The organism is Anaerotignum sp. MSJ-24 (genome assembly GCF_018918145.1).
Taxonomy (GTDB): domain Bacteria; phylum Bacillota; class Clostridia; order Lachnospirales; family Anaerotignaceae; genus Metalachnospira.
The window spans coordinates 142,930-167,925 of the sequence record NZ_JAHLPX010000001.1 but is presented as its reverse complement, the minus strand read 5'-3'; the positions used below and the strand labels follow the sequence as shown (position 1 = coordinate 167,925).

The 24,996-nt window shown below is 40.6% G+C and carries 28 protein-coding genes, 1 tRNA gene and 1 other annotated feature; of the genes, 26 read left to right on the top strand and 3 right to left on the bottom strand.

The window, feature by feature from the left end:
- The first annotated feature begins 95 nt into the window (after positions 1 to 95).
- From ispE to KQI66_RS00750, 7 genes are all read left to right on the top strand, one after another.
- Positions 96 to 962 carry a 4-(cytidine 5'-diphospho)-2-C-methyl-D-erythritol kinase gene (gene ispE / locus KQI66_RS00780; RefSeq protein WP_216426806.1) on the top strand — a complete coding sequence of 289 codons (867 nt, stop codon included), beginning with the start codon at positions 96 to 98 and terminating at the stop codon, positions 960 to 962.
- 37 nt (positions 963 to 999) lie between these two features.
- Positions 1,000 to 1,671 carry a GntR family transcriptional regulator gene (locus KQI66_RS00775; protein WP_216426805.1) on the top strand — a complete coding sequence of 224 codons (672 nt, stop codon included), beginning with the start codon at positions 1,000 to 1,002 and terminating at the stop codon, positions 1,669 to 1,671.
- A 309-nt stretch (positions 1,672 to 1,980) separates the two neighbouring features.
- The gene (locus tag KQI66_RS00770; RefSeq protein WP_216426804.1) at positions 1,981 to 3,063 is read left to right on the top strand and encodes a G5 domain-containing protein; all 1,083 of its coding nucleotides are present in this window, start codon (positions 1,981 to 1,983) and stop codon (positions 3,061 to 3,063) included.
- 16 nt (positions 3,064 to 3,079) lie between these two features.
- Positions 3,080 to 3,427, top strand: a complete 348-nt coding sequence (locus KQI66_RS00765) for a phenylpyruvate tautomerase MIF-related protein (RefSeq protein WP_216426803.1) — start codon at positions 3,080 to 3,082, stop codon at positions 3,425 to 3,427.
- 159 nt (positions 3,428 to 3,586) lie between these two features.
- Entirely contained in the window at positions 3,587 to 4,267 is a 681-nt protein-coding gene (locus tag KQI66_RS00760) for a stalk domain-containing protein (protein WP_216426802.1), read from the top strand.
- A gap of 57 nt (positions 4,268 to 4,324) precedes the next feature.
- Positions 4,325 to 5,404, top strand: coding sequence for a hypothetical protein (locus tag KQI66_RS00755; protein WP_216426801.1), 1,080 nt, complete (start codon positions 4,325 to 4,327; stop codon positions 5,402 to 5,404).
- 50 nt (positions 5,405 to 5,454) lie between these two features.
- Positions 5,455 to 6,627, top strand: a complete 1,173-nt coding sequence (locus KQI66_RS00750) for an aminotransferase class I/II-fold pyridoxal phosphate-dependent enzyme (RefSeq protein ID WP_216426800.1) — start codon at positions 5,455 to 5,457, stop codon at positions 6,625 to 6,627.
- 59 nt (positions 6,628 to 6,686) lie between these two features.
- Here the strand turns inward: KQI66_RS00750 and KQI66_RS00745 are convergent, their stop codons facing one another.
- Positions 6,687 to 7,709 (bottom strand): S-layer homology domain-containing protein, encoded by a 1,023-nt coding sequence (locus tag KQI66_RS00745; protein ID WP_216426799.1) that lies wholly within the window; start codon positions 7,707 to 7,709, stop codon positions 6,687 to 6,689.
- 207 nt (positions 7,710 to 7,916) lie between these two features.
- Between KQI66_RS00745 and KQI66_RS00740 the strand changes: the two genes are divergently transcribed.
- Positions 7,917 to 8,459, top strand: coding sequence for a hypothetical protein (locus tag KQI66_RS00740; RefSeq protein WP_216426798.1), 543 nt, complete (start codon positions 7,917 to 7,919; stop codon positions 8,457 to 8,459).
- Positions 8,460 to 8,531: 72 nt separating this feature from the next.
- On the opposite strand, the gene KQI66_RS00735 is transcribed toward KQI66_RS00740, so the two are convergent.
- Positions 8,532 to 9,203 carry an HdeD family acid-resistance protein gene (locus tag KQI66_RS00735; protein WP_216426797.1) on the bottom strand — a complete coding sequence of 224 codons (672 nt, stop codon included), beginning with the start codon at positions 9,201 to 9,203 and terminating at the stop codon, positions 8,532 to 8,534.
- A gap of 238 nt (positions 9,204 to 9,441) precedes the next feature.
- Here KQI66_RS00735 and KQI66_RS00730 point away from each other — a divergent pair, with 238 nt between their 5' ends.
- From KQI66_RS00730 to KQI66_RS11195, 17 genes are all read left to right on the top strand, one after another.
- Entirely contained in the window at positions 9,442 to 10,560 is a 1,119-nt protein-coding gene (locus tag KQI66_RS00730) for an ATP phosphoribosyltransferase regulatory subunit (protein WP_216426796.1), read from the top strand.
- On the top strand, positions 10,544 to 11,188 hold the full coding sequence (hisG, locus tag KQI66_RS00725) for an ATP phosphoribosyltransferase (RefSeq protein WP_253287605.1): 645 nt from the start codon (positions 10,544 to 10,546) through the stop codon (positions 11,186 to 11,188). Before KQI66_RS00730 ends, hisG begins: the two co-directional genes overlap by 17 nt.
- Before the next feature lie 2 nt (positions 11,189 to 11,190).
- Positions 11,191 to 12,468 (top strand): histidinol dehydrogenase, encoded by a 1,278-nt coding sequence (hisD, locus tag KQI66_RS00720; protein WP_442859968.1) that lies wholly within the window; start codon positions 11,191 to 11,193, stop codon positions 12,466 to 12,468.
- A gap of 12 nt (positions 12,469 to 12,480) precedes the next feature.
- Positions 12,481 to 13,545, top strand: a complete 1,065-nt coding sequence (gene hisC / locus KQI66_RS00715; protein ID WP_216426794.1) for a histidinol-phosphate transaminase — start codon at positions 12,481 to 12,483, stop codon at positions 13,543 to 13,545.
- Positions 13,542 to 14,129, top strand: coding sequence for an imidazoleglycerol-phosphate dehydratase HisB (hisB, locus tag KQI66_RS00710; protein WP_216426793.1), 588 nt, complete (start codon positions 13,542 to 13,544; stop codon positions 14,127 to 14,129). Before hisC ends, hisB begins: the two co-directional genes overlap by 4 nt.
- 24 nt (positions 14,130 to 14,153) lie before the next feature.
- Positions 14,154 to 14,771 carry an imidazole glycerol phosphate synthase subunit HisH gene (gene hisH / locus KQI66_RS00705; RefSeq protein ID WP_216426792.1) on the top strand — a complete coding sequence of 206 codons (618 nt, stop codon included), beginning with the start codon at positions 14,154 to 14,156 and terminating at the stop codon, positions 14,769 to 14,771.
- Between the two features lie 24 nt (positions 14,772 to 14,795).
- Positions 14,796 to 15,521 (top strand): 1-(5-phosphoribosyl)-5-[(5-phosphoribosylamino)methylideneamino]imidazole-4-carboxamide isomerase, encoded by a 726-nt coding sequence (gene hisA, locus KQI66_RS00700; protein ID WP_216426791.1) that lies wholly within the window; start codon positions 14,796 to 14,798, stop codon positions 15,519 to 15,521.
- Positions 15,518 to 16,276 carry an imidazole glycerol phosphate synthase subunit HisF gene (gene hisF, locus KQI66_RS00695; protein ID WP_216426790.1) on the top strand — a complete coding sequence of 253 codons (759 nt, stop codon included), beginning with the start codon at positions 15,518 to 15,520 and terminating at the stop codon, positions 16,274 to 16,276. The genes hisA and hisF overlap by 4 nt, the downstream gene beginning before the upstream one ends.
- A 12-nt stretch (positions 16,277 to 16,288) precedes the next feature.
- On the top strand, positions 16,289 to 16,939 hold the full coding sequence (gene hisIE / locus KQI66_RS00690) for a bifunctional phosphoribosyl-AMP cyclohydrolase/phosphoribosyl-ATP diphosphatase HisIE (protein ID WP_216426789.1): 651 nt from the start codon (positions 16,289 to 16,291) through the stop codon (positions 16,937 to 16,939).
- Complete coding sequence (locus KQI66_RS00685) at positions 16,936 to 17,751, top strand: histidinol-phosphatase (protein ID WP_216426788.1); 816 nt, start codon at positions 16,936 to 16,938, stop codon at positions 17,749 to 17,751. The genes hisIE and KQI66_RS00685 overlap by 4 nt, the downstream gene beginning before the upstream one ends.
- Positions 17,752 to 17,848: 97 nt before the next feature.
- Positions 17,849 to 18,083, top strand: a binding site (T-box leader).
- 87 nt (positions 18,084 to 18,170) lie between these two features.
- Positions 18,171 to 19,385, top strand: a complete 1,215-nt coding sequence (locus tag KQI66_RS00680; protein WP_216426787.1) for an aminotransferase class I/II-fold pyridoxal phosphate-dependent enzyme — start codon at positions 18,171 to 18,173, stop codon at positions 19,383 to 19,385.
- Positions 19,386 to 19,399: 14 nt separating this feature from the next.
- Complete coding sequence (locus KQI66_RS00675) at positions 19,400 to 19,642, top strand: DUF1653 domain-containing protein (protein WP_216426786.1); 243 nt, start codon at positions 19,400 to 19,402, stop codon at positions 19,640 to 19,642.
- Position 19,643: 1 nt separating this feature from the next.
- Positions 19,644 to 20,330 (top strand): DNA/RNA nuclease SfsA, encoded by a 687-nt coding sequence (gene sfsA / locus KQI66_RS00670; protein ID WP_216426785.1) that lies wholly within the window; start codon positions 19,644 to 19,646, stop codon positions 20,328 to 20,330.
- Positions 20,331 to 20,553: 223 nt separating this feature from the next.
- Positions 20,554 to 20,626, top strand: a tRNA-Thr gene (locus tag KQI66_RS00665).
- A gap of 60 nt (positions 20,627 to 20,686) precedes the next feature.
- The gene (locus KQI66_RS00660) at positions 20,687 to 21,442 is read left to right on the top strand and encodes a sulfite exporter TauE/SafE family protein (RefSeq protein ID WP_216426784.1); all 756 of its coding nucleotides are present in this window, start codon (positions 20,687 to 20,689) and stop codon (positions 21,440 to 21,442) included.
- An 86-nt stretch (positions 21,443 to 21,528) separates the two neighbouring features.
- Positions 21,529 to 22,629, top strand: a complete 1,101-nt coding sequence (gene mnmA / locus KQI66_RS00655; protein WP_216426783.1) for a tRNA 2-thiouridine(34) synthase MnmA — start codon at positions 21,529 to 21,531, stop codon at positions 22,627 to 22,629.
- Positions 22,630 to 22,797: 168 nt separating this feature from the next.
- A complete protein-coding gene (locus KQI66_RS11195; protein ID WP_253287604.1) occupies positions 22,798 to 23,166 on the top strand; it encodes a TetR/AcrR family transcriptional regulator in 369 nt (122 codons plus the stop codon).
- A 77-nt stretch (positions 23,167 to 23,243) separates the two neighbouring features.
- Here KQI66_RS11195 and KQI66_RS00645 read toward each other — a convergent pair whose 3' ends face one another.
- On the bottom strand, positions 23,244 to 23,936 hold the full coding sequence (locus KQI66_RS00645) for an alpha/beta hydrolase (protein ID WP_216426782.1): 693 nt from the start codon (positions 23,934 to 23,936) through the stop codon (positions 23,244 to 23,246).
- A 278-nt stretch (positions 23,937 to 24,214) separates the two neighbouring features.
- Between KQI66_RS00645 and larE the strand changes: the two genes are divergently transcribed.
- Complete coding sequence (gene larE / locus KQI66_RS00640) at positions 24,215 to 24,991, top strand: ATP-dependent sacrificial sulfur transferase LarE (protein ID WP_216426781.1); 777 nt, start codon at positions 24,215 to 24,217, stop codon at positions 24,989 to 24,991.
- The last annotated feature ends 5 nt before the right edge of the window (positions 24,992 to 24,996 follow it).

Genomic DNA, 24,996 nt, shown 5'->3' with positions numbered 1-24,996 from the left:
TAAGGTTTTTTGTATGCAATACTTGTTCTTTGTATACAAATTGGTTTATAATAATATCCGTTATAAATTTTACTTAGAATTTATTGGAGGATAACATGGATTATATCAGTGTCAAAGCAAGGGCAAAGATCAATCTCACGCTTGATGTCACAGGCAAACGACCGGACGGCTATCATGAGCTGAGAATGATTATGCAGACTGTGGAGCTTTATGACAAAGTGTTTGTAAAAAAGATAGAAAAGCCTGTTATTAAAATAAAAACCAATCTCGAATGGCTGCCGACCGATAACAGAAACCTTGCATATAAAGCGGCGGAGGTCATAAAGGAAAGATATGATATACCCGGAGGTGTGTTTATCGAGCTTAAAAAGACCATTCCCGTTGCGGCCGGTCTTGCCGGAGGAAGTGCGGATTGTGCGGCAGTGCTTTATGCCATGAACATACTCTACAATCTCAAAATAAAGAGAGAGGAGCTTGCGGCTATTGCGCTGGAGCTTGGCAGTGATGTTCCTTATTGCCTTATGCGCGGAACGGCATTGGCAGAAGGCAGAGGAGAAATTCTTACAAGACTTCCTGCCTGTCCCGAAGCATGGATTGTGCTTGCCAAACCGGCAGTCGGTATGTCAACCGCGGCGGTCTATAAGGCGATTGATGCAATCGACGGATATTCCCATCCGGATACGGAAGGCATGATAGATGCAATAAAGAAATCCGATATAAACGCAGTTGCCTCAAAGCTTTCCAATGTGCTTGAAAATGCCTCTATACCTATGTGTCCGATGATAGGCGATATCAAAAAAATGCTTTCGGATATGGGTGCGGTCGGTGTGCTTATGAGCGGAAGTGGCCCGACAGCCTATGGCATATTCAAGGATAAGGAAACAGCACAGAAAGCGGCAGACAATGTCAAAAAGACGTTTAACATACGAGATGTGCATATAACAAAAATTTTCAATATATAAGGATTAAGAAATTACTTAAATTGATGGGGGTAAAATAATGAGTGAATATAAAGTAAAAATTGCAGAAAACGAATATCTTCCTTTGAGGGATGTTGTGTTCAACACACTTAAGGACGGAATACTTACAGGCAGACTTAAGCCCGGCGAAAGACTTCTTGAAAACCAGCTTGCTGAAGAGCTTGGCGTAAGCCGTACACCTATCAGAGAGGCTTTAAGAATGCTCCAGATTGAAAACCTTGTCGATCTTATTCCCAGAAGAGGCGCACAGGTTAAGGATATGAGCGAAAAGGACATCAAAAATGTTCTTGAGATAAGGAAGGTTCTTGAGGAGCTTGCCGCAGGTCTTGCCGCAGAAAACATCACCTCAAAGCAGATTAACGAGCTTAGAGAGGCACACAGAGGCTTTGTTGAGGCATTTGAAAGAGGGGATTCAAAGGACGCACTTGACTGCGATACAAAGTTCCATGATATTATTTTCAATGCAACAGAGAATGAAAAGCTTGTTCAGATAATAAGCAATATATCAATACAGATTTATCGTTACAGAATTGCATATTTAAGACTGCTTAAGAACATCAATGTTCCGAGCCAGCAGCATATCGACCTTATTGCGGCACTTGAAAGCAGAGATTCCGCTAAGGCAAAGAAGATAAGCAAGGAGCATATCGTTGAGCAGGCAAACGAAATACTTAAGTCACTGCATTATTGATTGAAGCTATGGGGCTTTGCCCCATACCCCATCACCCTTTAAAAAGGGTGAACCTAAACTTTATTGAAAATCATTTTAACAAATGATTTTCGGGAAGATATTATTTAATTTAAAACTCTGTATCAAATCGAACTAAGCAACCTTGCGACTTGTAAAGCCGTAAAATGAATTTGTAGGAATATGCTTAAGCATAAACTTTATTTCGATAAAATATTTAAATATATCTTACAATTCTTGATTATTCTCTTTTGATAGGCTAAAATAAATGTTATAAAATAAATGAAAAAATCATCTGAAGGATGTGGTCTAATGGAAGAGAGAAAACGAAGATCTTCGTCAAGACAGAGCCGTTCAACCGGTTCTGCGAGAGGAGCAAGAAATAATTCCGCAAATACGGATAATAATAATCAGCGAAAAAAGAGAAAGAAAAAACTGTTTTATATGGATAAACGTCGTCGCATGCTTGCCATACTTGCGGCAGTTGTCGTGCTTATACTTGCCTGTATAATCGGCTTTGCGACACGACGCAACGGCAGTGAGGTTCTGGTCAACGGCGAAAGTGCCGGTGTTATCAATACAAGAAAAATCACCGAAACAGACATCACCAATAATGTTACGGCGCTTATTACCGAACAGGTCGGTACAAACGTGCAGATTATGGATGATATAAAGCTTAAAGGCGTTCATGTATCTGCAAAAACACAGGCAGTTGCACCGGAGGCAATGTTCACAAAGCTCCGTGATACGGTTGCTTATAATATAGAGGCATATGCCATTGCGGTCAACGGAAACGTAATTGTTACACTCCCGAATCAGGAAGCTGCAAATACGGTGCTCCAGTATCTTAATGACAAATATACTCCCGAAGGTGTTGAAAATGTTTCCATTTCGTATTCCGAGGACGTCCAGATAGTAACTCAGTTTGTTGATACATCAACGGTAATGACCGTTGAAGCGGCAGAAAACAAAATAACAGCCGGTGAAACGGTTACGGCAACACATACTGTTAAATCCGGTGAATATCTCCAGTATATCGCCAGCAGCTACGGTATGACATTGCAGGAAGTATATGAGCTTAATCCTAAGCTTAATTCAACACCGAATATATATGTAGGCGAAGAGCTTACCGTAAGACAGACAAAACCGCTTATCAACGTAAAAGCAACGGTAACAACTACGGAAACCGAAACAATACCTAAGGAAACCGAATATCAGTATGATAACACAAAGAGCAAGAGCTATCGAAAGGTCGTTCAGCAGGGCTCGGACGGTACACAGCAGGTAACAAAGGAAACCGTATATATAAACGGAACATTGGACAGCGAAAACAATGTTTCATCGTCAACCGTAAAAGAAGCTGTTAAGGAAATTGTTATGATTGGTACGAATTAAAAAAGGAGTCTTAATTATGCCGCAGATTAGTATTAAAACAAATTTTCCTCTTACGGACCTTCAGAAAGACAAATTAACAAAGGACTCAGCCGATATACTCATCAATGAGCTTGGCAAGCGTGACAAATGGCTTTCTGCCGTTGTAGAGGATAATGCACATATATATTTGAGAGGTTCGCATTCGGAGCATACTGCAGTTGTCACACTTATGGTTTATAAGGAAATAAGCTCGGAATCTGCCGAAATATTCACCAACTCAATGACGGAGCTTATCACAGCGGAAACCGACATTCCGAGCGATCGTGTTATAATAACATTTATTCCTGTCAACCAATGGGGACTTGGCGGAAAGCTTACAGAATAAAAATATATTACCGTAGTTACATTTATTCAGTCTTGTAACTACGGTTCTTTTTTATACAAAAGTAAGTAAATTGTAAATTGAATTTTACTTAACACTGTAATAAAATTCATTTATTGATTTTAAACAATAAAATATTTAAGAATAAGGTGGTATTTAATTATGAAAAGCTTTAAGGATTTTGTTGCCGGTGCGGTTGTCGCAACAATAGCAGTCGGAGGAGTTACAACAGCATTTGCCCGTTCCGGAAATTTCAGCATTCCCGTTACATTCAGAAACATAAGCATAAAAATTGACGGCGATACGCTTATAACCGACAAGGAACCGTTTATTTATGACGGCACAACATACCTTCCCATCAGAGCCGTTGCAGAGGCAGTTGACAAAGAGGTAAGCTGGGACGATTCAACAAACACCGTTTCCCTTAAATCATCAAAAAGCTCAAGCAGCTCAAAGAACGATAAAGACGATAAGGACGATGACATAAGAGGAACAAGAAAGGTTATTTACAACGACAACGACATAAAAATAACCTTCACAGGTGTTGAAAAAGCAAGCCTTGGCGGTCAGAAGGTAAACCTTATTATCGAAAACAATTCGGATACGGATTATCGCTTTACAGCCAAAAATGTATATGTAAACGGTGAAGAAATATCTCCCGTATTCTCATGCTCAGTCGATTCCGGCAAAAAGGTTATCACAGATATGACCTTCCTTAAGGCAAGCCTTAATAAGAGCGGTATTGAAGACATCGAGTCAATCAAGCTTAAATTCCATATGATTGATGAGGATTCCATACTGGATTATGAGGACACAAGCACAATCAAATTTGATATAGATTAATTTTCTGTTCTAATAAAACCGGATAAGCCATATATATTCCACTAAGGAGGGATAAATATGGTAAACAGGAAATACAACAGAGTTTTTGTTCTGCTTACGGGCAAAAACGGATTTCAGAATATAAACGGAAGCTGTGATATGGAGATAATAAACGGAAAGGGCAGGCTTTATGCTTATGTCGGAAAAATAGGTACTGTCGGCTCTTCCTGCTTTAAGCTTTATCTTATTGCTCCGGGAATAAAGCAGAGTGCGGCTGTCTTTGCCGGAGAGCTTAAGCTCAAAGGGCAAAACGGCATTCTCGAAACCAAATTCGATCCGCAGAATATGTTCGGAAGCGGAATAATGTTTGAGGACATAAGTGCCGCCGCTGTCTGCAAAAGCCATATGCCGGAGAATATAATTCTCGACGGCTTTGTTTCAAATACATTTGAATATAAATATTCTCTTGAAATATATGAAAACGGCAGAAAATATACCGCCGAACCGACCGAAACCAAAGAATTATCGGCTGATACATATTTAACCGAAGCAGAAAATGCCGAGGCAGAAGAAAGCTGTCCAAATGAAGAAATATCCGAAATTGAAACAACGGTCGAAAATGCCGAACAGAACGCCAAAATAACGGCGGCGGAAGCTGTGTCTGAAATTCCGCCGAATATGCCGTTTTATGATAATGCGGTAATTTCTCCGCATGATACATTTCGTGATATAGCAAGAAAATTCCGTCGTGAGCTGGAGCTTTTGGACGAAATGGGTATAATTGATAAAAACGAAATACTCAATGACGAGCCTGTTTCGGATAAAAAAACGGTATCGGCCGACAATGAGAAAAACGAAAAGGATAACAGCCTGTTTGCCACCCATGAGCATCTTATAACCGACGATTTCCGCCAATGGATAAAGCTCGGTTATCGTGAGGCATATACAACGGATATACCGCTCGGAATTTTGAGAAATACATATCTGCGATACAGGGCAGCAAAGGGCGGCCACATACTTTTCGGAAAGGATAAGGAAAAGAGCTATGTTGCCGTTGCCGGAGAAATAACCGATTTGTCGGCCGCAAAAAACGGTTTTGACGAATTTATGCCTATAAAAAATTCGGAGAATATGGGATATTGGATAAAAGCAATATAGCATTTTGTCCTCTTTTGTGGTAGAATTAACCTAAAGGGAGGAGAGATACCATGGAAATTAAATTCGCTGACAGAATGAACCATTTTAAGGACGGTATTTTCACTGTTCTTAATGAAAAGAAAAGAGAATTAATAAAAGAAGGAAAAAAGGTATACGATTTTTCTGTAGGAACACCGGACTTTGTGCCCGAAAAGGCGTCTATGGAGGCACTTTTGGAGGCTGCCCATGATCCTGCAAAATTCAAATATGCAATCGCAGATATTCCCGAGCTTACAGAAGCGGTAATCGGCTGGTACAAACGCCGTTACGGTGTTGACCTTGAGGCTGACGAAATCACTTCCGTAAACGGTTCACAGGAAGGACTTGCTCACATCGGACTTACACTTTTCAACCCTGATGATGTTTGCCTTGTTCCTGCACCATGTTATCCTATTTTCGAGATAGGGCCGTTCCTTTCGGGCGCACATATCGAATATTATCATCTTAAGGAAGAGAATAACTATGAGCTTGACCTTGATTCCATTCCCGAAGATATTGCATACAAAGCAAAGGCTATACTCGTTTCATATCCCGCAAATCCTGTTTCGGCGGCAGTAAGACCGGAGTTTTATCCTAAACTTATTGCATGGGCAAAGAAATATAACGTAATCGTTATACATGACAATGCTTATTCCGAAATGACCTTTGACGGCTATGAAGGAACATCGTTCCTTGCATTTGAAGGTGCAAAAGAGGTCGGTGTTGAGTTCAACTCACTTTCAAAGGCATATAATCTGACAGGTGCAAGAATATCCTTCTGTATCGGAAACAAACAGATTATTTCCGAATTCAAAAAGCTTCGTTCGCAGATTGACTACGGTGTATTCCTTCCGGTGCAGTATGCCGCTGTTGCCGCTCTTAACTCACCGATGGACAATATCATCAATAACAGAGAAGAATACCGCCGCCGTCGTGAAGTATTAAGCAAAGAATTCGGCGAAGCCGGCTGGCCCGTAAAGCTCAGCACAGGCAGTATGTTCATGTGGACAAGAATACCCGAAAAATACAAATCATCAAACGATTTTGTTATGGATTTAATGGAAAAGACAGGCGTTATTGTAACTCCCGGTTCTGCCTTTGGCGAGGACGGAGAAGGCTATGCACGTCTTGCGCTCACTCATTCCGTTGAAGAAATAAAAGAGGCCGCAAAAGCAATAAAAGAAAGCGGAATATTCAGTAAATAAAATAAGCCGTGAAAAAAACTCCCTGTCCGTTTCGGATAGGGAGTTCTGTGTTAATCAAATCAATTCTGAGGTACGTTATATGTTGTGTTGAAGCTCAAGCCGTTTACAACCCATACATCCGATAAATCGGGTGTTCCGTCTTCGCCGGCTCTGCAAACAAGATAATCTCCGTAGAAATGAGGAACAGCAAGTCTGTTTGTGTAAAGTATATCTCCCCATGCTGTTTCAACAGTAAGCTTATATTCTGTCGGAACAAACATAGCAAAGTTTGTGTTTGCCGAAGGAATTGCCTTTATGTTGATGAATGTATCTTTTACGAAATCATCGGCTGTAAGAGGTGAGCCGTCTTCTTTTGTATATGTAGCGATAACCTTTGACATTTTTGTCATCCACATTTCTCCGCTTATGCCTTTTAAAACAACGCTTTCGCCGTTGTCTGTTGCTGTGTAGTCTGTGCCTTCAAGGAAGTTTGTGAATGAATAATCCTTTGATACTGTCATTGCCTGAACAGTGTATTCTGTTTTTCCCGTTAAGAACCATTTGTCGGAATTTGCGGCAATATAGTCCTTTGCGTTCATTTCAATCTGTTTTGTTTCTTTTGAATAGTTAAAAATAACGGTTGCAAAATCATTTCTTGTTAAAGCCTTATCACCGATAGCTGTGAGCTTTTCTGTGTCTAATTTAATATGAAGGTATTCTTTATATTTTTCAAATACAGCTTTTGCGTCATTGCCTGTAACCAATGAACCGGTATTGAATACTGTGCCGTTTTCAATAATTCCGGCTTCCTGTGCCCAGTCAACGGCTGCTTCAAACCATGTGCCATCGATGTTTTCGAACTTAGCTGTGTCTTTTCCTAAATTAGGTTTTTCGCAAAGAGTATAAAGCACCTGTAATACCTGTTCAAGTGTTATCTCCGCATCTCCGTTGAATTCGCCCTTGTCATCGCCGACCATTATCTTGTTTTCTGTTACATAAGTGAGTGCCTCTGTGTAATCAGTAGCATTGTCTGCCGCAAAAACAGCAGTTGCCGATGAAACAGTGAGTATTGATGCTGTCAATACCGCTAAAAATTTTTTCATTTGTGTTCCTCCTTAATAAAAAACTGTAATATTAATGTATCATACGGTATAAATATAATCAATACTTGCCAAAGCTGAATATAAATGAAAAATATCTTAAGAAAATATTTCAAATTGCCGACTTATATTGATACGGAAAAATAAAGCTGTATAATATGAGTACATAAATTAAGTATATTCCTAAAAATGATAAAGGGAGTGTTAAATATGAAGAAATCAATTAAGCAGAATATTATTGTTTTAATGGCGGTATCGGCAATGGCACTTTCCGCCTGTGCAAAATCGGATACATCAACGACTGACAGTTCAAAGACAGAAACAACGGACACAGCCTCCGATGCGGCAGATATTAATGCAGAGGACGAAGAAAAGCTTATTTCCGTACTTGTGGATATAAGAGACAATATGGAGGTCGGTACAGCCGGAAGCTCGCTCAAAGCCGTTCCTTTCGGTGCAGAGCTTCTTGATTGGAGCATAGACACGACAATGAATACAAATGAAACAAAACAGGTTGTTGCCGAATGGCTCAGTGAACAGGATTCCGATAAGCTTGCGGAAATAAACGAACAGCTTATGCTTGCGGTAAATACCGCACAGGCACTTACAGGTGAAAGCGGTAAGGAGCTTATGGAGTCAGCCGGCTTTGAATCGGAAAACTATCCTTGGTCAGATGCAAAAACAGATATTATTAGCGAGGCATTAAACGCAGTCGGTGCTGAAGGAGCACAGGAAAGACCTGTGTCAGAGTAAAATTATTAAACCTATAAAATAAGCAAAAAATAAAGCAGGTGGTGCAAACCATCTGCTTTTTGTTGTTCACAATTAATCCTTGTCATTGTTGTCCTCAACGATTATTTCCGAATCGTCAATCTTTTCTGTCTTTACATCGCTGTTGTCTGCGTAAGGTATGTCGGATTCAACATATTCGGCATTTTTAACATCATCATCGGAAACCATTGTGCTCATAAGCTTGAATGTGCTTATTATAACAATAAGGTTCTGGACACCGTCGATAAGAAGGGCAAAACCAATAAGCCTTACAACGACATTTGTTATCGCAAACGGGTTGAGTATAAGGCATATGCCGAATACTATTGTGATGAGTGCGACAATCTCGATAAGCCACCATTTTTCATGGAGCATTCTTTTAGCGTCGAATCCGGCTTTTATCTTCTGTATGCCGTCTGCGGTAAGTATTATTCCGACAACAATAGGAAGTATCGGAATGATTATATCGGGATTTATTATAAGAATAAGTCCGACAGCCGCAAGAAATATGCCGAGAACAAGATTGAACTGATACGAAAATCCTTTTTCCCTGTTCTTAACGAAATCAACTATTTTCATAATTCCCCATATAAGAACGACCGCACCGATTGCATAACATATGGTAACAAGGGATGCATGCGGCCATGCAAGAAAGCATATGCCCATTATTATAAAAACAAAGCCGACCGTTATATAAGCAAGCAGTGCTTTTTTGATAAGTTCCATAAATATTACATCCTTTCAATGAAATTTCTAACCTGTTTTTACTAATTATAATCCACCAAAACTTTTTAATCAATACACACTAATTATATAATGTAACGGTTTAGAGCCGATTTTATGACGTTTATCATATCACTTTACCATGCTAATTCACTAATTCGATAATTTAATAAAGTAAATTATTGACTAACGATAACAGGTGAGTTATAATGTTGACATCAAAAATCAGGGGAGCAGAATTATGAACGAGAATATTATACATATCAGAAATGATGAAGAAGCAATTTTAAGCTTCAAAAATCTTTATAAAAAATTCGGCTATAAACAGTACAAAATGAGTAAGTTCGAGGAATACGACCTCTATGCCGAAAACAAAAACTTTCTTTTGAGCAGTAATATAATCACCTTTACCGACCTTAACGGAAAGCTTATGGCGCTTAAACCCGACGTAACGCTTTCAATCGTCAAAAACATTAAGGACAGCGGAGAAACACAAAAGGTCTACTATAACGAAAATGTATACAGAGCAAGAAAGGGCAGCCACGAGTTCAGCGAAATTCTCCAGACGGGCCTTGAATGTATCGGCGATATTGACCTTTATTCAACAGGCGAGGTGCTTATGCTTGCGGTAAAGAGCCTTATGCAGATTTCTGAAAATTATATTCTTGATATTTCCCATTCCGGACTCATAAGCGAGCTTCTCGGAACTCTTCCCGAAGGAATGAGAGATTCCATTCTTAAATATATCGGTGAAAAAAATTCAACGGCAATCGAAAGAGAGTGTGAAAGAGCCGGAATAAGCAGGGCAGTCACAAGAAGAGCTGTCCAGCTTGCCTCTCTTTACGGCCCCTTTGAGAAAATAACCGAAGAGCTTGAACAGCTCAGCATAAACGAAAAAACCGATTCAGCCATAAACGAGCTTAAGGGTGTTTATGAAATATTAAAGCTTTACGGCTGTGAAAAAAATATAAATATTGATTTTTCAATAATAAACGATATGAATTATTATAACGGCATAGTTTTCAAGGGCTATGTTGCCGGAATTCCTTCCAACATTCTTTCCGGCGGACGTTATGACAATCTTGTGCATAAGTTCGGCAAAAAGGCCGGAGCAATCGGCTTTGCGGTTTATCTGGATATGCTGGACTGGCTCAATCTTACCGATGAGGAAAACGATGCAGATGTGCTTGTTGTATATGACGACAGCATTTCCGCAAAGGAGCTTACAGCCGCAGTGCAAAAGCTCAGTGAGGAAAATTCATCGGTTGCGGTGCTTAAATGTATACCGGCAAACGGACGATACGGAAAGGTTTACCGCATGACAGAAAGGGGGCTTGAGAGCATTGAAGGAGATAATTAATGTAGCTCTTCCCAAAGGACGACTGGGAGAGAAGGTATATGATATATTCGATAAAGCCGGATACAGCTGTCCGTCAATACTCGAAACAAACAGAAAGCTTATATTTGAAAGCGAAGAAAACAGCATAAGATATTTCTGGGTAAAGCCTTCCGATGTTGCAATATATGTCGAAAGAGGTGCGGCAGACATAGGTGTTGCCGGAAAGGATATACTTCTGGAGTATGAGCCGGACGTATATGAGCTTCTGGATCTCAATATGGGAAAATGCCGTATGTGCGTTGCAGGCCCTAAGGGTTTCAGGGACAACACAGCAAGGGCATTAAGGGTTGCCACAAAGTTTCCCAATATCGCCAAGCAGTATTATGCGTCACAGAGCCGTCAGATAGATATTATAAAGCTCAACGGCTCAATCGAGCTTGCACCTATTTTAAAGATGAGCGACGTAATAGTCGATATTGTTGAAACGGGAACAACGCTTAAGGAAAACAATCTTGCCGTTCTTGAGGAAATTCTTCCTATCAGTGCAAGACTTATTTCCAACAAGGTTAGCTATAAATTCAAAAATAAAGAGATAATGGAGCTTTGCGAAAGCATTAACTCCGTTTGCGGATTTGAGGGTGAAAACTGATGATTAAAATAATGGAATATTCAAATACATCGGCAGAAGAAATATTTGCAAGGGGCATTTCGGCAACAGGCGTAGAGGACATCGTTGCGGACATAATTGCAGATGTAAGAAAAAACGGAGATAAGGCTCTTTTTAAATATTGCGAAAAATTCGATAACACAGTTACCGACTGCCTTGAGGTAACAGACGAAGAAATTGAAGAGGCATTCAATGCCGTTGATGATGAATTTTTGAGAATAATCAAACAGGCAAAGCAGAATATATATGACTATCACAAGCATCAGGTACGCAGCAGCTTTGTTGTTGCCGAAAAGGACGGAATCGTTCTCGGACAGAAAATAATTCCGCTTGAACGTGCCGGTGTATATGTTCCCGGAGGCACAGCTGCTTATCCTTCAACAGTGCTTATGAATGTCGTTCCTGCAAAGCTTGCCGGCGTTAAGGAAATCGTTATGACAACTCCGGCAAAGGAAGGTAAAATCAATCCGGTTATTCTTGCCGCTGCAAAAACAGCCGGTGTTGACCGTATATTTAAGGTAGGAGGTGCACAGGCGATTGCGGCTCTTGCTTACGGAACTGAGTCGATTCCGAGAGTTGATAAAATAGTTGGCCCCGGCAATGCCTTTGTTGCAGAGGCAAAGAAACAGGTTTTCGGCATTGTAAACATTGATATGATTGCAGGCCCAAGCGAAATTCTTGTCATCGCTGATGGTACTTGTTCTGCAAAGACCGTTGCGGCAGATATGCTTTCACAGGCAGAGCATGATAAGCTTGCCTCAGCCGTACTCGTTACCGACAGCCGTAAGCTTGCCGATGAGGTTGCCGAGCAGATAGAGGCACAGCTCAGAATACTCCCCAGAGAGGAAATAGCAAGAGCGTCAATAGAGAACAACGGCAAAATAATCGTTGCCGACAATATAGAACAGGGTATAGAAATAGCCAATACAATAGCTCCCGAGCATCTTGAGCTTTGCGTAGACAATCCGTTTGATTATCTCGACAGAATTAAAAATGCCGGTTCTATTTTCCTCGGAAAGAACTGCCCGGAGGCTCTCGGAGATTATTATGCAGGCCCTAACCATACACTTCCCACAAGCGGAACGGCAAGATTTTCAAGTCCACTTTCGGTAGACGATTTCGTTAAGAAATCAGCCTTCACTTATTATACAAAAGAGGCTCTCGGTGCTGTATGCGAGGACATTGCATACTTTGCGGAAAAAGAAGGTCTTTCGGCTCATGCACGCTCCGCACTCGTAAGATTTGATAAGGCAGGCTTTTAAGGAGGTAAGGCTATGAGCAGATTTATGGATAAAAAATATGCCTCGCTTGAGGAATATGTTCCCGGTGAACAGCCTAAGGATATGCAGTACATAAAGCTTAATACAAATGAGTCACCGTTTCCGCCTTCGCCAAAGGTACTTGAAGCGATAAACAGCGAGGAAATAAATAAGCTGGAGCTTTATCCCGATCCGGTCTGTACCGGACTTACCAAAAGACTTGCGGAAACCTACGGAGTTAAGCCGGAAAACGTATTTATCGGAAACGGCTCGGACGAAGTGCTCAATTTCTCGTTTATGGCTTTCTGCGAGGACGGAGCGGCTTTTGCCGATATTACATACGGCTTTTATCAGGTATTTGCCGATCTTTACAATATAGATGCAAAGGTTATTCCGTTGAGAGCGGATTTCTCGATAGGCGTTGAGGATTATCTCAATCTTAACCGCTGTATCTTCATAGCAAATCCCAATGCGCCTACGGGGCTTATACTTCCGCTTGACTGTATAAGAAAAATAATCGAGTCCAATAAGGACCATGTTGTTATAATAGATGAGGCTTATATAGATTTCGGCGGTGAAAGCTGTGTTCAGCTTGTGAACGAATATGATAATCTGCTCGTTGTACAGACCTATTCCAAATCACGTTCTCTTGCCGGAGGACGTCTTGGCTATGCAATAGGCAATGCAGAGCTTATAGCGGATTTAACAAAAATCAAGTTTTCGACAAATCCTTATAACATAAACCGTCTTACGCTTGCGGCAGGAGAGGCATCTCTAAACGATGCGGAGTATTACAGAAATAACTGCCGGAAGATAATCGAAAACAGAAGATATACAACGACAGAGCTTGTCAAACTCGGCTTTGAGGTGCTTGCGTCCTGTTCAAACTTCGTTTTTGCAAGAACCGACAGAATGGAAGGCGGCGAGCTTTATTTAAAGCTTAAGGCCAAGGGCATACTTGTCCGTCATTTCGATAAGGAAAGAATAAAGGATTATCTTAGAATAACAATAGGAACAAAGGAGCAGATGACGGCTCTTATCAATACATTGGAAACGATATTTAAGGAGGAAAACCGATGAGAACAGCGGAAATAAGCAGAAAAACCGCAGAAACGGACGTATATGTTTCTCTCTGCCTTGACGGAAGCGGAAACAGCGAAATTTCGACAGGCGTTGGTTTTCTTGACCATATGCTTACGCTTTTTGCAAAGCATGGACGTTTTGACCTTGTTGTGAACTGCAAGGGCGATGTTGATGTTGACGACCACCACAGCGTTGAGGATATTGCCATTGTTCTTGGACAGGCATTCAAAAATGCTCTCGGCGATATGCGTGGAATATGCCGTTACGGCGATATAATTCTTCCTATGGACGAAACGCTTATACTCTGTGCAATAGACATAAGTGGAAGAAGTTTTCTGGGCTATGGACTGGATATACCGACGGAAAAGGTCGGAACCTTTGACACAGAGCTTACGGAGGAGTTTTTTTCCGGCTTTGTAAGAAACCTACCCATGAGCCTACATATAAAACAGCTTGCCGGAACAAATTCACATCATATTATCGAAGGAACATTCAAGGCTTTCGGCAGAACATTGGCAAAGGCAGTTAAAATAGACGAAGAATTTGCGGACGAAATACCTTCTACAAAGGGCGTTCTTTAATACCGGCAAAGGGAGATGACATAATTGACAGCAATAATTGATTACGGAGTTGGCAACCTTTTTTCTCTGAAAAGCTCCTTTGCCTTTATCGGCGAAGAGGCGGTTGTTACCAACGATAAGGATATAATAGATAAAAGCGACAGAATAATACTTCCCGGAGTAGGTGCTTTCGGCGATGCTGCAGAAAAGCTTAGAGAAAGCGGACTGGATAAGGTCGTTAAGGAGCAGGCGGCAAAGGGCAAGCCTATACTCGGAATCTGCCTCGGTATGCAGCTTTTGTTCGATAAAAGCTATGAATACGGCGAACACGAAGGGCTCGGACTTATAAAGGGAAGTGTAAAGCCCATTGAGGACGTTATAGATAAAGGACTTAAAATACCGCATATCGGCTGGAACGGACTTATTTTCCCTAAAAATAAGGAAAAGAGCCGTATATATAAATATACAAACGAAGGCGACTGTGTGTATTTTGTTCATTCATATTATGCCGCAGACTGCGAAGAATCGGTTACTGCTTATGCGGAATACAGTGCTTTGCTTACGGCGTCGGTTGAAAACGGCAATGTATACGGAACACAATTCCACCCGGAAAAAAGCGGAGAAGTCGGACTCGGAATACTTAAGGCATTCTGTGAATTATAATGTGGTATTATAAAGGAGAAAAATATGTATATTATTCCTGCAATAGATTTATATAACGGCTGTGCGGTCAGATTAAAAAAAGGCGATTATGAGCAAATGACCGTATACAGCAATAATCCACCGGAGTTTGCCGAAAAGTTTGAAAAAAGCGGTGCTGAATGGCTTCACGTTGTCGATCTCGAAGGTGCAAAGGACGGAACAACGTCAAATATAGAAACCGTTAAAGCTATCGTTGAAAAAACAGGTATGAAGGTGGAAATAGGCGGCGGAATCAGAAACGATGAAACTGTCGATAAATATATAAATATAGGTGTTTCAAGAGTTATTCTCGGAACAGCAGCAGTCAAGGATAGTGCATTTCTTAAAAGAGCGGTTAATAAATACGGTGATAAAATTGCCGTAGGCGTTGACATCCGTGACGGACTTGTGGCGATAAAGGGCTGGCTGGAAACAACCGAGCTTAAATGCTTTGATTTCTGCGAATATCTCGAAAAAATCGGTGTAAAAACCATTATCTGCACAGATATATCAAAGGACGGTATGCTCGGCGGAACAAATACAGAGCTTTATAAAAAGCTTAACGAAAGCTTTAATATAGACATCGTTGCCTCAGGCGGAGTGTCAACAATAGCAGACATAAAGAAGCTTGCCTCAATGAATATGTACGGTGCAATACTCGGCAAGGCACTTTATGAAAACGCCGTTGACCTTTCCGAGGCGGTAAAGACAGCAAAGGAGGCGGCACAATGATAACAAAACGTATTATTCCGTGCCTTGACGTAAAGGACGGACGAGTTGTAAAGGGTGTTAATTTTCTTGGACTTTCGGACGTTTCCTCGCCTGTTGACCTTGCAAGATTTTATTCTGACGGCGGTGCGGACGAGCTTGTTTTTTATGACATAACCGCATCTGCGGAAGGAAGAACGCTTTTTACCGATATATTGAAAAAGGTTGCGGAACAGATTTTCATTCCGCTTACTGTCGGCGGCGGCATAAACACAGTCGAGGATTTTGACAGAGTGCTTAAATGCGGAGCAGATAAGGTCAGCGTAAATTCCGGTGCAATTAAAAATCCTTCGCTTATACTTGATGCCGCAAAGAAATACGGCGACCAGTGCGTTGTGCTTTCCGTTGACGTAAAGCGTGTTGACGGACGTTTTACCGTATTTTCAAGAGGCGGACGTGATAACACCGGCATGGACGCAATCGAATGGATAAAAAAATGTGTTGCCAACGGAGCCGGCGAAATTGTCGTAAACAGCATTGATACTGACGGAGTTAAAAACGGCTTTGACCTTGAAATGCTTGATGCCGTATGCAGTGTTGTGTCCATACCGGTCATTGCATCCGGCGGTGCCGGCTGTAAGGAGGACTTTGTTAAGCTTTTCAAAACTCTTCCGAAGGTGGACGCAGGTCTTGCCGCATCAATATTCCATTTTGGTGAGGTAGACATTCGTGATTTAAAGAAAACACTCAAAAACGAAGGAATTAACATGAGAATATAAGGAGAAACAGCTATGCTTGATATAAATGAACTTAAGTTTGACGAAAAGGGAATTATTCCCGCAGTTGTACAGGACGCAGAAAGCAAAAAGGTGCTTACCGTTGCATATATGAACAAAGAAAGCCTTGAAATAAGCATGAAGGAAGGCAAAACCTGCTTCTGGTCACGCTCAAGACAGGAGCTTTGGAGAAAGGGCGAAACATCGGGAAACTATCAGCATATTGTCAGCATAACAGCCGACTGCGACAGAGATGCGCTCACAGTGCTTGTAAAAAAGGACGGCCCTGCCTGTCATACCGGAGCAGACAGCTGCTTTAATGACCTTGTGTATGAAAACAAGGATGTTAATTATTTCTCCTACGAAGGCCTTATGAAGCTTATCGAAGGCAGAAAAACAGATAAAAAGGAAGGCTCATATACAACCTATCTCTTCGAAAAGGGTATCGACAAAATACTCAAAAAGGTCGGAGAAGAGTCCACAGAGGTAATTATTGCGGCAAAGGCCGATGATAAAAAAGAAACTATATACGAAGTTTCCGATTTGTGCTATCATGTAATGGTTATGATGATTGAAATGGGCATCTCTATTGATGATATAACAAAGGAACTCGCTTCAAGACACGTAATAGACCATAAGGTAAAGCAGGAGAAGATGACAAAATGATTAAGTCTGACTTTCATACACACACATTGTTCTGTGACGGCAAGGAAACGGTTGATATTATGGCAAAAGCGGCATATACCAAGGGCATGGACGCTCTCGGCTTCAGCGGACATTCGCATACGCCATTTGACGAAAGCTATTGTATGAGTACGGAGGCAACGGCAAACTATATCGAGGCTGTTAAAAGAATACGGCGTGAGTATGACGGAAGACTTGAAATTTATCTCGGAATAGAAAGAGATCTGTATTCGGATATACAGGATCTGCATATATTCGATTATGTTATTTCCTCGGTGCATTATGTTTTTAAAAACGGAAAATATCTGCCCGTTGATGAATCGGAGGAAATATTCGTAAATAACGTAAAGCAGTATTACGGCGGCGATTATATGGCATTCTGCGAGGATTATTATAAAGCTGTTGTAAAGGCCTGTTCTGTAAACGGCAGTGATATTCTCGGTCATATCGACCTTGTAACAAAGTTCAACGAAGGCAATAAGCTTTTCGATACATCAGATGAACGCTATGCCTATGCCGTTGATGAGGTGCTTGACGTTGCGGCGGCAAAGGACAAAATAATAGAAATCAATACCGGAGCTATATACAGAGGCTATCGCTCGGTTCCGTATCCGTCATTCGATATACTTAAAAAATGGAATCTGCTCGGCGGAAGAATTATTTTCTCCGGCGATGCACATGATACGGAAGGCCTTTGCTATAAATTCGATGAGGCGGAAAGGCTTGCAAAAGAGGCAGGTTTTGAAACTGCGGTTGTTTTTGATGACGGAGAATTGACCGAGGTCGAGCTATGATTGAACTGTGATTGTAAAATTTGTGTTTAATAAAATACAGCAATCACTATTGACAATATTTATTCAGCGTGTATAATACAAATTAATGAAATAAATCCTAAAAGCAGTGATAAGAAGGAGTAATCCTGTTGCGGTATTTCAGAGAGAAGGCGTAAGGTGCAAGCCTTTATACGGACAGAATGAAGCAGTCTTTGAGCTTTGAACCGAAAGTTTCGGCAAGTAGGCTTCAACATAATTCCTATGTTATAAGGAAGCGGTATGTCAGTACCGGCAGAGTGTAAGGCTTTTGCCTTGAATTTAGGTGGTAACACGGATATTTATCCGCCCTAAGCGTTGTGCTTGGGGCGGTTTTTTTATGCGGTTATTATTAACTCTGATTTCGGCACAAAAATATTATTAATATCAGGAGTGAGGAAGAAATGAGAACATTTGAAAAATCAACAAAGCTTAACAACGTCAGCTATGATATAAGAGGCCCCGTTATGGACGAGGCAAATGCAATGGAAGCAATGGGTACAAGAATACTCAAGCTCAACATCGGCAATCCGGCACCTTTCCGTTTTGAAGCACCGGATGAAATGATAAGAGATATGATTTATAACCTTCGTGATACAGAGGGATATTCATCATCAAAGGGACTTTTCTCAGCAAGAAAGGCTATCATGCAGTACTGTCAGCTTAAGAATATTCCTAATGTTGACATTGACGACATCTATACAGGAAACGGCGTAAGCGAGCTTATTGCAATGGCTATGCAGGGACTTCTTAACACAGGCGATGAAATACTTGTTCCTTCGCCGGATTATCCGCTCTGGACAGCATCAATAACTCTTGCCGGAGGTACGGCAGTTCATTATCATTGCGATGAACAGGCAGAGTGGTATCCGGATATTGAGGATATTAAGAGCAAGGTAACATCAAGAACAAAGGGTATTGTTGTAATCAATCCCAACAACCCGACAGGTGCTTTATATCCCAGAGAGGTTCTTCAGGACATCGTTGATGTTGCAAGAGAAAACGAACTTATAATATTTGCGGATGAAATATATGACAGACTTGTTATGGATGGACTTAAGCATACAGCTATAAGCTCATTATGCCCGGATCTTTTCTGTGTAAACTTAAACGGTCTTTCAAAATCGCATCGTGTTGCCGGATGGAGATGTGGCTGGATGTGCCTTTCGGGCGATAAGAGCAAAGTAAGGGGCTATATCGAAGGCCTTAATATGCTTTCATCAATGCGTCTTTGCTCAAATGTTCCCGGCCAGTCTATTATCCAGACGGCAATGGGCGGAATCCAGTCAGCTGACGAGCTTCTTATGCCCGGCGGACGTATCTATGAGCAGAGAGAGGTTATTTACAATATGCTCAACGACATTCCCGGCGTAAGCGTTGTTAAGCCGAAAGCTGCATTCTATATTTTCCCTAAGCTTGATATAGAGAAATTCAATATACATGATGATGAGCAGTTCGCTCTTGATTTCCTTCGTAAGAAGAAAATCCTTGTTACACACGGCCGTGGCTTCCATTGGGATCAGCCCGACCATTTCAGAATTGTTTATCTTCCCGAAAAGGAACAGCTTGAATATGCTTGTAAAGAGCTTGCTGATTTTCTTTCAACATATCATCAGTAAAAGGGAGTGTCCGTATGGAAACCAAGAAAATATACCGTCATTTCAAAGGAAATTATTACTTTGTCGAGGATACGGCAATACACAGCGAAACCGGAGAGCGATATGTTGTTTACAGAGCACTTTACGGCGATACAAAGCTTTATATCCGTCCTTATGATATGTTTGTTTCCGAGGTTGACCGCGAAAAATATCCCGACGTAAAGCAGAAATACCGTTTTGAACCGGTAGAAATTAAAGACGTTACGGGCAGACATTGATATGAAATACGAAAATATAAAAGAAGGAATATTTATTTCCAGACCGAACCGTTTTATCGCAGAGGTGCTTGTTGACGGAAAAACCGAGCGTGTCCACGTAAGAAACACCGGCAGGCTCGGCGAGCTTATGATAAGCGGCAGCCGGTGCATATTGGAGGAAGGAAATAATCCTTCACGAAAAACAAAGTATTCGCTTACGGCAATAGAAAATGGCGGACAGCTTGTAAACATTGATTCGCAAATACCAAACGCCGTTGCCGCAGAGGCTCTGGAAGACGGACATATATCCGAAATCGGTATTCCGCAGTATATAAAGCGAGAAGTTAAATATGGCTCATCACGTTTTGACATATACTATGAAAAGGACGGCAGAAAAGGCTTTGTCGAGGTAAAGGGTGTAACTCTGGACGTAAACTCAACGGCTATGTTTCCGGATGCACCGACCGAAAGAGGCACAAAGCATATACATGAGCTTGTTTCGGCAAAATCGGAAGGCTATGAATGTTCGGTGCTTTTTGTAATACAGATGAAGGGCATAACCGCTTTTGCACCCAATGCCGAAAGAGATAAGGCTTTTGCCGATGCGTTAAAGACCGCATATAACGCCGGAGTAAATGTGCTTGCATATGACTGTGTTGTTACGGAAGATTCCATAACGCTTGATAAGCCGATAGAAATTAAATTATAATCAGTTCAAATACAAATAAAAAAGATAGATTCACTTCATTACAGTATCTATCTTTTTTATTTTCTTAGATATTAAATTACAGTAACGAACCAGGCCGAAAATTTTCGGCTTCGGTCATATAGCTGTAACCTGTATTGATTTTTTTCATTCTTCTTTCAATACCCTTGATTTAGATTAAAATATTTGACAAGTTAATAATATTTTAGTATAATACTATTTACGTGCTGATATGGCTCAGTAGGTAGAGCACGTCATTGGTAATGACGAGGTCACGGGTTCAAATCCCGTTATCAGCTTGACGGCAGTCCTGATTTATTTGTGACTGCCGTTTTTCTATGTGTAAAAGGAGAGCAATCATGGTTTCAATTCCAATGTATATATTGGTCTGCGTTATGGTTTTTGTTGCAGGCTTTGTCGATTCTGTTGCCGGCGGCGGCGGACTTATAACACTTCCGATTTTTATGCTTACCGGGCTTCCGGTGCATACGGCGATAGCAACCAATAAGCTTTCTGCCGCTATGGGTACGTCCGCATCAACATTGAAGTTTGCAAAGGAAGGCTTTATTCCGCTTAAGCTTTCGGTTATATGTATCGTTTTTGCGTTGATAGGCTCGCCGATAGGTGCAAACATCGCATTGATGGTCAGTGATGAAAAATTTAAAATAATAATGCTCTTTATACTTCCCGTTATTGCCGTATATGTTCTTAAAAGCAAAAATATGGATGTTCAGAGAAAACAATATTCAGAGGTAAAAACAGCGGTTATTTCCGCCTGTATAGCCTTTGGAGTCGGCATATACGATGGTTTTTACGGACCGGGAACAGGTACTTTTCTTCTTCTGCTTCTGACAGGACTTGCTCATCTGGAGCTTAATAAAGCCGCCGGAGTAACAAAAGCCATCAATCTTACGACAAATATATCGGCACTTGTTGTTTTTGTAATGAACGGCAAGGTATATTTTCCACTCGGTCTGATTGCCGGAGTTTTCGGAATAGCCGGAAATTATATAGGTGCAAGGTGTTTTTCTTCAAAGGGCTCCGGCTTTGTTAAGCCGCTTATTATTGTTGTAATAACTATTTTCTTCATAAAAATAATAACCGAATTTATTTAAACGGTTTAAATTGCATTCGTTGTTTGATATAATAAATTATTAAGGTATTGACAGTAAATTTTATTTGATATAAAGGTGGTTTTTATATGAGTAATGGTAAGGTTGTTGTCGGAATGTCCGGCGGTGTTGACAGCTCCGTAGCCGCATACCTTCTTAAGGAACAGGGCTATGATGTTATAGGTGTTACAATGCAGATATGGCAGAAGGAAGATCCTGCGGAAATAGCCGATAACGGCGGATGCTGCGGACTTTCGGCAGTTGATGATGCAAGAAGAGTAGCATTTAAAATAGACATTCCGTATTATGTAATGAATTTCCGAGATGATTTCAAGAAATACGTAATTGATTATTTTGTAGATGAATACAGCAAAGGTCATACTCCAAATCCATGTATCGCCTGCAACCGATATGTTAAATGGGAATCTCTTTTAAGACGTTCAAAGGAAATCGGAGCGGATTATATCGCTACCGGACATTATGCAAGAATAGATAAGCACCCTGTAACAGGCAGATATGCAATAAAGCTTTCCGCAACCGCACAGAAGGACCAGACCTATGCACTTTATAACCTTACACAGGATCAGCTTAAGTCAACGCTTATGCCTGTCGGAGATTATACTAAGGACGAAATAAGAAAAATTGCGGAAAATATAGACGACTTTGTTTCCAGAAAGCATGATAGCCAGGAAATCTGCTTTGTTCCCGATAACGATTACAGCGGATATATCGAAAAAAATTATAATATAAAATCACGTCCGGGCAATTTTGTCGATATGGACGGAAATGTTCTCGGCAAACATAAGGGCATAATCCATTATACGGTCGGACAGAGAAAAGGTCTTGGCATTACCTTCGGCAAACCGATGTATGTATATGAAATAAGACCGGAAACAAGAGAGGTCGTTCTCTGCGAAAACGACGCTCTTTTCCAAAAAACACTTTACGCAAACAACGTGAATTATATGGCTATCGGTGAAATTAAGGGTGAAATGAGATTTATGGCAAAAATACGTTATAGCCATAAAAAAGCACCATGTACAGTAAGAATGTATGATAAAGATACAATAGAATGTGTATTTGATGAGCCGCAGAGAGCCATAACTCCGGGACAGGCCGTTGTGCTTTATGACGGAGATTTTGTTGCCGGCGGAGGAACAATAATAGGAACACAGCCGCCGAAAAAGTAAAAATCCAGATTTGCAGATTTTACCGCATATCCTGACGGATATGCGGTTTTTGTATACAACAATATTCGTCGGTCAAATGGCAACAGCGGGATAACCGACAGAATATTTCGGTAAAAGTTAAATTATTTATATTGACATGGTGTCAGAACAGCAGAAGGAGATTTTAGTATGCCAAAAGGATCAAAAGAGCTGACTGCCTCGAGAAAAGAGGAAATAATAACAGCCTGCGAAGAGCTTTACAAAGCAATGAGCTTTAAGGAAATTACAATAAAAGAAATAGGCAATGCAACTTCGTTTACCCGTACATCAATATATAATTATTTTCAGACTAAAGAGGAAATTTTCCTTGCACTTCTTCAGCGTGAATATGAACGCTGGCCCGGACATACAATAAAGGACATCAAAAAGCTTTGCAAGGGTGCCGAGACTGTGTGCGATATGGAAATACAGTTTGATTCGACAGGCGGAGATAAGCTTGTTACGGACGAAAAGAAGATAAACGCATGGATTGATAAGGTAAAATCTTATATCGGCTGATAACCGAGTTATTCGGATAAAGCCTTGACAACAAAAAGTCCTGAGCTGAAATTTATTTTTCAACTTAGGACTTTGTTTTATATATTCCGTTTGAACCAATCCTTTAATATCTTTAAATCTTCGTCCGTATGGAACCAATGCTCGGAGCTTTCGGACACTTCTGCATCTGCACCGAATTTATCGCAGAAATCGGAAACAGTGGAGTACGGAACAACAAAATCATTTTTGCCGCACAAAATATAAGTCGGAGTATTCCACTTGGTTATGGGATTTTTCTTTACAAATTCATAATAATCCCAGTTCAGCATTTCACCGAAAGAAGATTGTATATTCTTTTCTCTGCAAAGCCGTTCCTCGGTTATGCCGTCTGTTTTCATCATAATGTTAAGCATTGTCTGCATATTTACCAGAGGAGAGAGAAACAAAGCCTTTTTTACGGGCTTATCCCTTAAAGCAATAAGGCTGAAATAAGCACCTATGCTGTTTGCAAAAAGATAAATTTCACTCCACTTATTTTCAACATATTCATATACGGTATTTAACTCCTTTGTACATTGAAACACATCAAAGCTTTCTTTGCTGTTCTGTCTTTCGCCATGCTTCGGAAAATCAAAACTCAACACCTGTATACCTTTTTCTTCTGCGGCCTCGGCAAGGAGCTGTATCGGCATATCCGTTTTGGATGACAGCTTTCCGTGAACCGCAATAATAACTCTGTCACTTTTGCCGTTCCATATGACAGATGGAATATTGTTTATTTCCGTTTTCATTTCAAAACACCTCTGATAACCATATTACACTAATAAAATCAAAAAATAAACAGGCGTATTGTTAAGAATTTCTTATATTTATATGTAATAATTTGATTTTTATTATAATTTGAATTATAATTACTTAGTATTACAGTATAAAATGCTTTAAATATGTTTAAATATATAAAAATACTAACATATAGAGTTAATAGGGTATTTATTTTTAACCGTATATGTTGTATAATAATTCTTGTATATATTATATACATATTTAGCGTTTAGGAGGTTACTGTAAAATGAAAAAACTTGATGAACTTAGGGACTACATTTCCAAACTCGGTAAGGTCTGCGTTGCATACTCGGGCGGTGTTGATTCCGACTTAGTTATGAACGTGGCTCATGAGGTCTTGAAGGACAATGCAATAGCTATCATAGGAGATGGCGTCATGCTTTCAAGAAAAGACTTACAGGACGCTGAACGACTTGCCAAGAAGGCAGGAATTAAATACTATATTATTAAGGCAGACGCTTTTGCCGTTAAGGAATTTAAGTTTAACGATAAAAGACGTTGCTATTTCTGCAAGAAAAATATTATGGGCGGAGTAAAATCCAAAGCAGCGGAGCTTGGCTTTACAACCATAGTTGACGGTAAAAACGCTGACGACGGAAAGCATTATCGTCCGGGAGCACAGGCAGCCGATGAGCTCGGTCTTGTATCACCGCTTTATGTAGTGGGAATGACAAAGGCAGACATAAGAGAGGCCGCAAAGGAGCTTGGTCTTGAAACATGGAATAAGGCTTCCAACTCCTGTCTTGCAACCCGTTTCCCTTATGATACTGAGCTTACAGCCGAAAATTTTGAAAAGGTGGAAGCAGCGGAGCTTCTCATCGCACAAAAAGGCATACCCAGCGGCAGAGTAAGACTTCACGGAGATATTGCAAGAATAGAAATACCCAAACAGTATTTCGGCGAATTTATCGCAGATACAGAAACTATTGATAAAATTAAAAACATCGGCTTCCGTTATATAACTCTCGATTTGGAAGGCTTTAGAAGCGGAAGCATGGACTAATTTCG

Coding starts and splice junctions, on each gene's coding strand:
- KQI66_RS11195 (WP_253287604.1), top strand. CDS start 22,798: ATGCCAAAAGGATCAAAAGAGCTGACTGCCTCGAGAAAAGAGGAAATA.
- KQI66_RS00685 (WP_216426788.1), top strand. CDS start 16,936: ATGATTAAGTCTGACTTTCATACACACACATTGTTCTGTGACGGCAAG.
- hisF (WP_216426790.1), top strand. CDS start 15,518: ATGATAACAAAACGTATTATTCCGTGCCTTGACGTAAAGGACGGACGA.
- KQI66_RS00750 (WP_216426800.1), top strand. CDS start 5,455: ATGGAAATTAAATTCGCTGACAGAATGAACCATTTTAAGGACGGTATT.
- KQI66_RS00645 (WP_216426782.1), bottom strand. CDS start 23,936: ATGAAAACGGAAATAAACAATATTCCATCTGTCATATGGAACGGCAAA.
- ispE (WP_216426806.1), top strand. CDS start 96: ATGGATTATATCAGTGTCAAAGCAAGGGCAAAGATCAATCTCACGCTT.
- KQI66_RS00745 (WP_216426799.1), bottom strand. CDS start 7,709: ATGAAAAAATTTTTAGCGGTATTGACAGCATCAATACTCACTGTTTCA.
- KQI66_RS00730 (WP_216426796.1), top strand. CDS start 9,442: ATGAACGAGAATATTATACATATCAGAAATGATGAAGAAGCAATTTTA.
- larE (WP_216426781.1), top strand. CDS start 24,215: ATGAAAAAACTTGATGAACTTAGGGACTACATTTCCAAACTCGGTAAG.
- KQI66_RS00680 (WP_216426787.1), top strand. CDS start 18,171: ATGAGAACATTTGAAAAATCAACAAAGCTTAACAACGTCAGCTATGAT.
- sfsA (WP_216426785.1), top strand. CDS start 19,644: ATGAAATACGAAAATATAAAAGAAGGAATATTTATTTCCAGACCGAAC.
- KQI66_RS00760 (WP_216426802.1), top strand. CDS start 3,587: ATGAAAAGCTTTAAGGATTTTGTTGCCGGTGCGGTTGTCGCAACAATA.
- KQI66_RS00735 (WP_216426797.1), bottom strand. CDS start 9,203: ATGGAACTTATCAAAAAAGCACTGCTTGCTTATATAACGGTCGGCTTT.
- hisB (WP_216426793.1), top strand. CDS start 13,542: ATGAGAACAGCGGAAATAAGCAGAAAAACCGCAGAAACGGACGTATAT.
- KQI66_RS00740 (WP_216426798.1), top strand. CDS start 7,917: ATGAAGAAATCAATTAAGCAGAATATTATTGTTTTAATGGCGGTATCG.
- KQI66_RS00675 (WP_216426786.1), top strand. CDS start 19,400: ATGGAAACCAAGAAAATATACCGTCATTTCAAAGGAAATTATTACTTT.
- KQI66_RS00755 (WP_216426801.1), top strand. CDS start 4,325: ATGGTAAACAGGAAATACAACAGAGTTTTTGTTCTGCTTACGGGCAAA.
- KQI66_RS00775 (WP_216426805.1), top strand. CDS start 1,000: ATGAGTGAATATAAAGTAAAAATTGCAGAAAACGAATATCTTCCTTTG.
- KQI66_RS00770 (WP_216426804.1), top strand. CDS start 1,981: ATGGAAGAGAGAAAACGAAGATCTTCGTCAAGACAGAGCCGTTCAACC.
- mnmA (WP_216426783.1), top strand. CDS start 21,529: ATGAGTAATGGTAAGGTTGTTGTCGGAATGTCCGGCGGTGTTGACAGC.
- hisC (WP_216426794.1), top strand. CDS start 12,481: ATGAGCAGATTTATGGATAAAAAATATGCCTCGCTTGAGGAATATGTT.
- hisA (WP_216426791.1), top strand. CDS start 14,796: ATGTATATTATTCCTGCAATAGATTTATATAACGGCTGTGCGGTCAGA.
- KQI66_RS00660 (WP_216426784.1), top strand. CDS start 20,687: ATGGTTTCAATTCCAATGTATATATTGGTCTGCGTTATGGTTTTTGTT.
- KQI66_RS00765 (WP_216426803.1), top strand. CDS start 3,080: ATGCCGCAGATTAGTATTAAAACAAATTTTCCTCTTACGGACCTTCAG.
- hisIE (WP_216426789.1), top strand. CDS start 16,289: ATGCTTGATATAAATGAACTTAAGTTTGACGAAAAGGGAATTATTCCC.